The sequence below is a fragment of the Microcoleus sp. B3-D2 genome, assembly GCF_036705345.1.
In the GTDB taxonomy this organism is placed as follows: Bacteria; Cyanobacteriota; Cyanobacteriia; order Cyanobacteriales; family Microcoleaceae; genus Microcoleus.
The window spans coordinates 99,684-109,355 of record NZ_JAUBUG010000013.1 but is presented as its reverse complement, the minus strand read 5'-3'; the positions used below and the strand labels follow the sequence as shown (position 1 = coordinate 109,355).

Sequence of the window (9,672 nt, the reverse complement as noted above, 5' to 3'; positions counted from 1 at the left end):
AGAGGTACTGGAATCATAATGAATCCTCCTGTATTTATTGTTTTAAGCACTGCATAGCCCTTAACTGAACCGTATTGGAATTTATGCCACAGCACGAACCCCTGAGAGCCTCACTCCAACAACATTTGAGCAGTTTGCCGTATACAAACTACTGCCCAAATTGACCTGATGAATAGTTATATATTTTGTGTTGCTTTCAGCATAAGGCATTGCTGGTTTGGTAATCCAGCTATCTCTAAAGCTGATTTCTTTGTAGAAGAATCATCACTCTTGAGCAACAACCTACTTCCAACGTAATTGGCTAGAGTTATTCTATCGTGATTCTCAGAAATTGTTAGGATTATGCCTAGTATCCCGTCAGAGGAATGAGCCGTCTTTATGGGCATTGAATATTAGTATTTTGGGTCTACCGTTTGGTAATTTGGTATCAGTTGAAGGGAGAATTGCGTCCTTGCTAAGGGCATCGCAATTTTTAACTACTTTTACGGAGATATTAAAAGCTTTGACAACAGCTATATCTTATAGATTTGTGGGTGCGCTATAAGCCAACAGTGACCTATTTCCTGTCGAGCAAGCTAGTTTGGGCTTGAAATTTGTTTAAGCCCCGTTAGTTGTAGGTGCATGGTAAAAAAACCGATTTCTGCGTCATTTTATAAAGAAAATTAAAATTAGGGGTGAGTGCTTTTCACTTACCCCTGCCATTTTTTGTCAGCCGCTTAACCAACAAATTGCAGCAAGAAATCGCCCAAACAGCGGCGCAATTGCTACTAGATAGCCTTGTCGATACTCAGCGTCAAAATCGCCAATACTCCCAGCAAATGACCTGCGCTCATGCAAGCCAGAAATGCCGGCACGCTAACATTGTTGAACAAAGACGGGAAGGGCAAAGGCATTTTCGGCCCGACGTGGGGATACCAAATTCGGCGGCTGAGAACTAGCAAGGCTAAGATATTGCAAATAAACATCACCAGAGGCTTTTGCCAATTTCCTGAGGCTGTGTCAGTCACAGTCGATGCTACTACTGCCAGTAAATTTGAGTTAATCATGGTTGATGCTCCTATTTTTCATAAACTATCAGAAATGCTCGATGAGATTTCTTTCCACCAATATAGCAGGAGCGATCGCCTTTACGTAATAAATATCTGTTGCTGTCAATATTCACCGCGCCAGCGACATCGCCCCCACCCGTAATCATCGAATCACAGCAAGAAGTCTCTTAATGCCATTCAAAAGTAACGAAAGATACAAAGGGACAAAACCATACTCGCTGCCATTTGTAACTTTTAGCCTGTCTGGCAGTGGCGGCATTTACTCACGCTGCCAGACAGGACAGACAGCTACTCATTACTGAGCAATGTAGGTAGGCAGAAAGTGAAGGATGTCACGCAGAACGCTATATCCAGCGGCGTCCCACAGCAAATAAGCTAAGAAACCAATCATCGCTAAGCGACCGTTCCAAAGTTCTGCTTGCGGGTTGAAGCCAAACAGAAAGGCATTCCGATCTTTACCGTTGTAAGCATTAGCCGTAGGAGGCACGTTAGTAGGACGAGTTTCCATGTTTTTACATTCCTTAACAATGTTCGCTTCTCATGGTAGCGACCTAATTTCTGCTTTGCTATCTGTCTCTAGGCCCAAGATACACACAAGTCTAAAGGAGGATTTTGAAACAAAAAATAAAGTGTTAAGTTTTGTTGCGCGAGATTTTTCAGCGATCGCCTGTATCTGTAAATACTAAATACAACTGCAAGCTGAGGTGGCCGCTGTGAAAGGCTCGCTCGCAGCCTCGCGACAAACAACGGCGCTGGTGACTCGACAAGACTCAATCCGCGCTCTGCTAGAGGCAAGAAAATTTAGTAAATTTCAACTTAAAACCCGAACACGATCGCCCTTGAGTTTACTAAAATAGGAGATAAACAGATCGATCGGGAGAAACAGTTATCGAAACCATCTACGGCCATCTTCAAGGTTTAAAGTCCAGCCAGCTCAAGCAACTCGAAAAGCTGTACCACCAGCGACTACCGGGCGATCGCATCACCACGGCAGAATTCGCCCAGCGCGTCGCCGCGATCAGCACGGAAATAGACAAACCAATCTGCACCTACATCAACCGCCGGGGACAAGTAATTCGCGTCGGCGTGGGTACACCCCGCCAAACGCAGATTGCGCCCTTAGAATTGCCCCGCTACGGGGGAGGTCGCCTCAGCGGCATTCGCTGCATCGCCACCCATCTGAAGCCAGAAACCCCAAGCGAAGCAGCTCTCACAGCAATGGCAATTCAGCGCCTCGACGCCCTCGTTTGGCTGACACTGACCGGCGGAGGATTTCAGCGCCGCGGCGGCGGTGCGACTGGTTACATCCAAGAAACTTATCTCGCTCACTTGATACCCCAGGGAGACCAACCAAATTTTGAGTTCTCTGTTTTGAGCGCTCAGTTAGAACCAGATTCAACTGATGAAATAGAAGAGCCTTCAATTCAAAAGTCACTAATCAAAACTCAACACTTTCCCTGGAAAATATCAGAACCGCTAAATTTGGACGAACTCGCCAACCAAGACTTTCTGGATTTGGTGGAAGGACTCGAAGCAGAGTTTGAAGCAGAGTTTGTCGCGGGGGAGGTCGATGCAGACCAAGATAAAGTGCTGTTGGTAGGTGTAATGACTCAGCACATGACTCAGTTGGAGTTTGAGGACGGGCTCGCAGAAATCACGCGGCTGGTTGAAAGCGCGGGGGGTCAGGTGCTGCAAACAGTGCGCCAAAAACGATCGCGCCCCCATCCGCAGACAGTCGTCGGCGAAGGCAAAGTTCAGGAAATTTCCCTCGCGGCTCAGACGGTTAGCGCTAACCTCGTGGTATTCGATCGCGACTTGGCCCCCGCACAAATACGGAACTTGGAAACTCAGATAGGTATCCGCGTAGTCGATCGCACAGAGGTAATTCTCGACATCTTTGCCCAAAGAGCTCGAACGAGCGAGGGTAAATTACAAGTCGAACTCGCTCAGCTAGAGTACGCCCTGCCCCGGCTCAGAGGTCGCGGTCAGGCAATGTCGAGACAGGGTGGCGGCATCGGTACCAGAGGTCCCGGGGAAACCAAACTAGAAACCGAACGGCGGACGATCGCCAAACGCATTTCTCGATTGCAGCAAGAAGTAAATCAACTCCTGGCGCACCGATTCCGGCTGCGGCAGAACCGCCATCATCACGACGTACCCTCAGTGGCGATCGTCGGCTACACCAACGCCGGTAAATCGACTCTGCTCAACCTGCTCACGAATTCCGAGGTCTATGCCGCCGACCAGTTATTTGCCACCCTCGACCCCACAACTCGACGGTTGACCATTCCCGGCGTCACCGGGGAACCCCTGTCGCTCGTCCTCACAGATACAGTGGGCTTTATTCGCGAACTGCCCCCCGCCTTGATCGACGCTTTCCGGGCTACCCTCGAAGAAGTCACTGACGCCGATGCTTTGCTGCACCTTGTCGATCTCTCCCATCCGGCGTGGCAGAGCCAAATTCGATCCGTCATGAATATTTTGACAGATATGCCCGTCACTCCCGGGCCAGCCCTTGTAGTTTTTAACAAAATAGATGCCGTAGATGGAGATACTCTCGCCCTCGCCCGGGAAGAATTTCCTCAAGCAGTATTTATTTCGGCCGCCAAAGGTTTGGGGATGGAAACTCTCCGCGACAGATTAGCTCAGCTCATTCAATACGCCCTCTACCCTCGGTAATTACTGAAATATTTCTTTTGGGTAGTTGACATGGGGGAATATACGTACATATACTGAGGACAGATCTAGTCGAACTATGAGATCATAAAAGAGTAGTCAGATTGTGCATTGCAAAGTACAATACAGCATCTCTATTTTGCGATCGGTTAAATAAATAATTTCCGGAGGCCCCGGTCAAGGTAAAAACACTCTTTGTTAATGGCTGTAACGGCTATTGGTTCAGAGGTTGCAAAAAGATGTTGCTTCACTCTGGCCCAACCACGGTACGCGACGTAAAGGTGAAAGAGAATAATATTATTATTAAAGTGTTTGGGCACTCACCTCAAGCGCTATACTATCTTTTACAGACGTCCGCCAGAGAATACATCCATTTATTGTAAGAACTCTAAAATCCTTGCCCGTCGTACAGCGCTAATCTCTAGGACTATTTCTATTTTTCGATTTTACCACTGTTTAACTAAATAGTTATGTGTACGCCACTGGCAAAACTAGCAATTGGACTCTCTGCCACAATGGCAACAGCGTTTTACTATCTAGCTGCCGCCCCTCCGGCTTCAGCACAAGTAGATGTGTGTGGGCCTGGAAATTATTCTAGTGCCTGTACCCCCAGCCAGGACTCAACACCAACGGAACCGGACCCGCCATTGGCGACCCAGCCGAGCTTGCCCGAAATATACCCAAGCACACCTTCGAGAGACTCAACTTCTATTCCTGAACCGGGTACTGCGATCGCAGTCCTACTGACAGGTGCAGGCATGATCTGTTCGTGCAGAAAGCGAAACAAGCAGGTTGGTCCGCAGCGCTAGGCAGGCTGAGGACCAACCTGTTTGCCTTCCAAATGTCTCGGTTTATTTAAGCATGGGTATTTGTTTACTTAATATATAAAATAATAAAAACTTGTATACAAAATAACTTCACACCTAGCTTGTGCGCTGCAAATAGAGCCGGATGTTGAAGGAAGAAAGCTATAGCGACTTCAGTCAGGGTAAAAACAAGGAAGAAGGCAAATGCACTTCCCGGCAAGGGTTTCAGCAATGAATAACCTCCGGTGCAACGCCGAGAAGGTTGCTATATGTAATAAAAATTAAAATATAAAAATTAAAATAAGATTGGTTAAGATCAATCCCTCGGACAGTTTTTGAGAGTCAACCGTATAATAAGGGTTTCAAGGCTCCAAGGCAAGTTCGCTACCAACGAAAAATCAAGGGTTTCAGCCTAGGAACTAAAAACAGTCCGCACTAGGGTTAAGATTACAATTAAAAAATATTGTTATTGTTTGAGCGTCCCATGACCCCTAAAGTAGAAATTTACACTTGGAGAACCTGCCCGTTTTGCGTTCGTGCCAAAGCACTGCTAAAGCGAAAAGGGATTGATTTTACAGAGTACGCGATCGACGGAGATGAAGCAGCACGGGCTCAAATGAGGGCTCGAGCCAACGGAGGGCGCAGCCTGCCCCAGATATTCATTAACGACCAACACATAGGCGGCTGCGACGACATCCACAGACTCGATACTCAAGGCCTGCTAGATCCGTTGCTAGCAGCAAAATAAGGCCTTCCCTGTGGGATTTTTAGTTAGCCCAAATTTTCCGGTGACCAATTCTTAATTTTAATTGACAATGAAATTTGCATTCATCATCGATCCCCTCGCGCGACTAATTCCAGGACACGATACCAGCGTAGCGCTGATGGAAGCCGCTCAAGAGTTGGGTCACGAAGTCTGGGCGACTCAAGCCAACGAACTAAGCGTCATCGGCGGCAAAACCTGGGCAATGCTAAGTCGGGTAGCCCTCACCCCAGTCAAACTGCTAGATGGACGCTGGGAGGCTGCTGAGGCTTGGTACCAGGTAGAACAGCCTACTTTGCAGCCTCTGGAAGCAATGGACGCAGTATTTATGCGGACAGACCCCCCAGTCAACATTCCTTACCTCTACGCTACTTACCTTCTAGACGGCATCGATCCCACTAAAACTTTGGTAGTTAACAGTCCCAAAGGATTGCGGGCGGCGAATGAAAAGATGTATGCTTTGCAATTTGAGGGAGCGATCCCCGAGACAATTGTTTCTCAAAACAAGCAGGTAATTCGGCAATTTGTTGAGAAAAAAGGAGCAGCAGTTCTTAAACCCTTGGGTGGCAAAGCTGGCGAGGGGATTTTGTTCTTGGAAGCCGACGATCGCAATCTTAACTCCCTGGTCGAAATTAGCACTCAACAAGGGCAAATTCCAGTGATGGTTCAGACTTATCTGCCCGAAGCAAAAGAGGGAGATAAACGGATTATATTGTTGAACGGCAAGCCCATTGGTGCTATCAACCGCATTCCCACTGGCAATGAATTTCGCGGCAACATGGCCGTCGGCGGTCGAGTCGCAAAAACAGAAATTACCGATCGCGAACTGCAAATTTGCGCTCAGTTAGAACCCGTGCTGCAACGGGACGGACTGTACTTTGTCGGCATTGATATCATTGGCGGTTATCTCACAGAAGTTAATGTCACCAGCCCTACAGGGATCAGAGAAATTGACTTGTTTGACGGCGTTAATTTGGGCAAACAAGTAATTGAATGGGTGGAGAAGGAAGAAGGCAGAAGGAAGAAGGAAGAAGGATGAGGGAAGAAGGAAAGCACGACACAGATTAGGACACGGATACACGGATTAATTATCGAGCGTCAGGCAGATGTTGCAGTCGTTAGTTATTTGTTAGTTGCTACCAATTCCCAATTCCCAATTCCCAATTCCCAATTCCCAATTCCCAATTCCCAATTATTAAATTATGTCAAAAATTGGCGTTGCAGTAGTCGGTACAGGTTTCGGTCAAAAAGTACACCTTCCCGGATTCCAGGCCCATCACCGGACAGAGGTTGTGGCTGTTTACCACCGGAATTTAGACAAAGCAAAGGATCTCGCCTCTACCCACAATATCCCCTACGCTTGCGACTCGATCGCCGATATAGTAGCGATCCCAGAAGTAGCGGGCGCCAGCATTTCCACACCGCCATTTTTGCATTTTGAAATGGCAAAAACCGTCTTGGAAGCAGGCAAGCATTTATTATTAGAAAAACCCACAGCCCTAACAGCAAATGAAGCCAGGGAACTATACCGATTGGCAAACAACGAATCTCAAACCGATTTTAAAAATGGTGGTTCGAGAGCAATTGCCACAATGGATTTTGAGTTTCGCTTCATCCCCGCATGGCAAATGCTAGCAGAATTATTGGCAGCAGAATATGTGGGAGAAAAGCGTTTAATTAAGATTGATTGGCTGGTGTCGAGCCGCGCTGATGCGAGTCGCCCCTGGAATTGGTACGCGCAAAAAGAGCGAGGGGGCGGAGTTTTGGGCGCGACAGGTTCTCACGTATTTGATTATATTAGCTGGCTGTTCGGCCCGCCGCAGAGGCTTTCTGGGCATTTGATTACAGGAATTTCGCGGCGGCCCGATCCGAATGATTGGGGAAATTTAAAATTAGTTGATGCCGATGATTCGTGCACGTTGATGTTGGAATTAGCCGGGGGCACTCCTTGTCAAGTTTGTTTGAGTTCTGTTACTTATCAAGGGCGGGGACACTGGGTGGAAATATACGGGAGTAAGGGTACGTTGGTGTTGGGAAGCGACAACCAGCAAGATTACGTCCACGGATTTCGCTTGTGGGGTTCCCAAGGTGGAGAACCTTTAGCTGAAATCAAAATTCCTCAAAGATTGGAGTTTCCTCAAGTTTATCCAGACGGGAGGATTGCACCGTTTATTCGAGTAGTAGATAGGTGGGTAGAAGCAATAGATGCAGGTAAATCTTTGATACCGTCCCTCAGGGAAGGGGTTTACTCCCAGTTGTTGATGGATTTGACCCAGGAGTCGAATGCTACGGGAACTTGGGTAGATTTACCGAATATAGATAAATTTTTGGATACTAAGTAAAAGTAAAAACTGCCAAAGCAATCTCACGCACTCGATCGCACCCTAAACCCGATAAACTACGAATAGATAAACTCAATCCAACCCTATATCCAGAGTCGGTAGTTGTGAATGGCGCGCCCTGAAAGTCCTTGCCTCAGTATAGCGATCGCTCGCCTGAGAACCGCTGGGGCAAACCATTTTGCCACTTGGGTTCTACAAGCTCCCTATCCCAGCGGGTACGTTCACCACGACTGTATGTGGCCCGATACCCTATCCCAATCTTGGAAAGCTTGGCAGGAAATGTTTTCGCCCTCCGGGACAATTCACGAATTGCCCCTAAATCCTGATGGCAGTTTCGTCTCGCCGGAAAACAACCAGAATATACTGGCAGAAACTGAACAACGAAGTCTTCAGTCGCTAGACCTCGCTCCAGCGACGCCCTCTGTGCCGCTGCACCTCGGCCAGCGGGGGTGGGGCGACAAAGGGGATCAGCATCCGCCTCGGCCACCGGCAAGCTACAGCAGCCGCCTGATGCAGCATTTGGGGATTAATCTTTGGCAGTGGCTGTTTGAAGGGCCGATTCAGGGTAGTCTCCAGGAAAGTAAAGGTATCGCGATCGGGCAAAATCTACCCCTGCGAGTGCGCGTAGACTTGCGCGAACCGTATTTAATTGCTTTGCCTTGGGAAATTATGCAGCCTCAAGCCGGTCAACCGGCAATTTCTCTGTCGCAACAACTGCTGTTCAGCCGCACTACCAGCAATGTTGAACCTTTGCCACCCCTGCAGCCTGCGGAGTCGCTCAACATTTTGCTAGTTTTGGGACAAGCAGAACCCGGCCGCGGTGCTAATTCTCAATTTTCCAACAGCAATAACGGTCATTTGCAGTTGGGAGAAGAAGCACTTGCCCTAGCTGGCGTTCTGGAAAGTGCTTTTCAAACCGACGACAGCGGCAAATATTTTGACATCAGCGTTCCGACTCGCGTCGATACTCTGATCGAACCTACTCCGGCGGAACTCATTTCTCGGCTGGAAACGCAAGCTTACAACATTCTGTTTTACGCCGGCCACGGAATACCGGGCCCCGACGGCGGCTTGTTATTTTTGGGGCCGGAAACGGCGATTAACGGTACTGAACTGGCTCAGGTTTTAGTTCGGTGCCGCGTGACTCTGGCAGTGTTTAATGCCTGCTGGGGAGCTCAGCCGGCGGTGGAGAGGCTGCACTCAACTAACGGCCAGCAACAGGCGATCGCCCGCAGCAGTTTGGCTGAGGTACTGATCCATCACGGGGTGCCTGCGGTGTTGGGGATGCGGGACTCGATCGCCGATCGCGAGGCCCTGAGTTTTATCCAAACTTTTGCCCAAGCTTTGGCAGGACGGATGTCGATCGATCGGGCAGTCGCCGTCGCCAGACAGCAGTTACTAACGCTCTACAAGTTCAATCAACCGGCTTGGACGCTGCCTGTGCTGTATATGCACCCTGAGTTTGACGGTCAGCTAACTGAGCCGGTAGATGACCTCAAAACAGAGTTGCCTTTAAATTCTTCTACTTGGCTGGGACGGTTGCCGTCTTGTGCTTATTTGCGGGGGCGCGATCGACCAAATGCCAAATCCACCGACTCGACCAATCAGGTTTGGCCGATTCGCGCAGGTATGGTTCGAGTCGGACGCTGGGAAGAAAACGACGTAGTGATTCGAGAACAGTGGGTTTCTCAAAAACACGCCGAGATTTTCTGCCGAAACACTATCGGAGATAGGCGGGAAGAACCTAGCTACTTCCTGCGCGATTTTTCTCGCTACGGGACTCTAGTTTTGGGATCTGAGGGATGGCAGAGAGTTCACCACCAAGAATTGCTGCTACGCAGTGGCACTCAACTAAAATTTGGCAGTTCTCAAGGTCAGATTTTTGAGTTCACTATTGAGGTTCCAAAAACTTCGGGCTACAGTGAGACTGATTGCGGAACGAATTAAGGTGCGGGTGTAGCTAATGAAGGCAAGCGGCGAGTGGCACAGCAAAGTTCTGGGCGTTGAGTCTCCAGTCTGAATTTAAAAGAGTTATT

At 48.6% G+C, this 9,672-nt stretch carries 9 protein-coding genes; 5 read left to right on the top strand and 4 right to left on the bottom strand.

All coding sequences use genetic code 11. From position 1 onward, the window contains the following. Positions 1–767 precede the first annotated feature (767 nt). From QUB14_RS07760 to QUB14_RS07750, 3 genes are all read right to left on the bottom strand, one after another. Positions 768–1,046 carry a Photosystem I reaction center subunit PsaK gene (locus QUB14_RS07760; RefSeq protein ID WP_333216098.1) on the bottom strand — a complete coding sequence of 93 codons (279 nt, stop codon included), beginning with the start codon at positions 1,044–1,046 and terminating at the stop codon, positions 768–770. Positions 1,047–1,344: 298 nt separating this feature from the next. Further along, complete coding sequence (locus QUB14_RS07755) at positions 1,345–1,557, bottom strand: chlorophyll a/b-binding protein (RefSeq protein WP_190656884.1); 213 nt, start codon at positions 1,555–1,557, stop codon at positions 1,345–1,347. 403 nt (positions 1,558–1,960) lie between these two features. Continuing rightward, on the bottom strand, positions 1,961–2,086 hold the full coding sequence (locus tag QUB14_RS07750) for a hypothetical protein (protein ID WP_333063759.1): 126 nt from the start codon (positions 2,084–2,086) through the stop codon (positions 1,961–1,963). A gap of 49 nt (positions 2,087–2,135) precedes the next feature. On the opposite strand from QUB14_RS07750, the gene hflX reads away from it, so the two are divergent. Continuing rightward, a complete protein-coding gene (hflX, locus tag QUB14_RS07745) occupies positions 2,136–3,728 on the top strand; it encodes a GTPase HflX (protein ID WP_333216095.1) in 1,593 nt (530 codons plus the stop codon). 586 nt (positions 3,729–4,314) lie between these two features. Here hflX and QUB14_RS07740 read toward each other — a convergent pair. Further along, positions 4,315–4,485, bottom strand: coding sequence for a hypothetical protein (locus QUB14_RS07740; RefSeq protein ID WP_333216093.1), 171 nt, complete (start codon positions 4,483–4,485; stop codon positions 4,315–4,317). Positions 4,486–5,015: 530 nt separating this feature from the next. On the opposite strand from QUB14_RS07740, the gene grxC reads away from it, so the two are divergent. The 4 genes from grxC to QUB14_RS07720 all read left to right on the top strand — a co-directional run bounded on the left by grxC (position 5,016) and on the right by QUB14_RS07720 (position 9,583). After that, the gene (grxC, locus tag QUB14_RS07735; RefSeq protein ID WP_333216091.1) at positions 5,016–5,279 is read left to right on the top strand and encodes a glutaredoxin 3; all 264 of its coding nucleotides are present in this window, start codon (positions 5,016–5,018) and stop codon (positions 5,277–5,279) included. Positions 5,280–5,346: 67 nt separating this feature from the next. After that, positions 5,347–6,333: a glutathione synthase gene (gshB, locus tag QUB14_RS07730; protein WP_333216089.1), complete on the top strand. Its 987-nt coding sequence runs from the start codon at positions 5,347–5,349 to the stop codon at positions 6,331–6,333. A 163-nt stretch (positions 6,334–6,496) separates the two neighbouring features. Further along, positions 6,497–7,636 (top strand): Gfo/Idh/MocA family oxidoreductase, encoded by a 1,140-nt coding sequence (locus tag QUB14_RS07725; RefSeq protein WP_333216087.1) that lies wholly within the window; start codon positions 6,497–6,499, stop codon positions 7,634–7,636. 108 nt (positions 7,637–7,744) lie between these two features. Further along, entirely contained in the window at positions 7,745–9,583 is a 1,839-nt protein-coding gene (locus QUB14_RS07720; RefSeq protein ID WP_333216085.1) for a CHAT domain-containing protein, read from the top strand. The last annotated feature ends 89 nt before the right edge of the window (positions 9,584–9,672 follow it).

Coding starts and splice junctions, on each gene's coding strand:
- QUB14_RS07760 (WP_333216098.1), bottom strand. CDS start 1,046: ATGATTAACTCAAATTTACTGGCAGTAGTAGCATCGACTGTGACTGAC.
- QUB14_RS07740 (WP_333216093.1), bottom strand. CDS start 4,485: ATGCCTGCACCTGTCAGTAGGACTGCGATCGCAGTACCCGGTTCAGGA.
- QUB14_RS07725 (WP_333216087.1), top strand. CDS start 6,497: ATGTCAAAAATTGGCGTTGCAGTAGTCGGTACAGGTTTCGGTCAAAAA.
- gshB (WP_333216089.1), top strand. CDS start 5,347: ATGAAATTTGCATTCATCATCGATCCCCTCGCGCGACTAATTCCAGGA.
- QUB14_RS07755 (WP_190656884.1), bottom strand. CDS start 1,557: ATGGAAACTCGTCCTACTAACGTGCCTCCTACGGCTAATGCTTACAAC.
- QUB14_RS07720 (WP_333216085.1), top strand. CDS start 7,745: ATGGCGCGCCCTGAAAGTCCTTGCCTCAGTATAGCGATCGCTCGCCTG.
- grxC (WP_333216091.1), top strand. CDS start 5,016: ATGACCCCTAAAGTAGAAATTTACACTTGGAGAACCTGCCCGTTTTGC.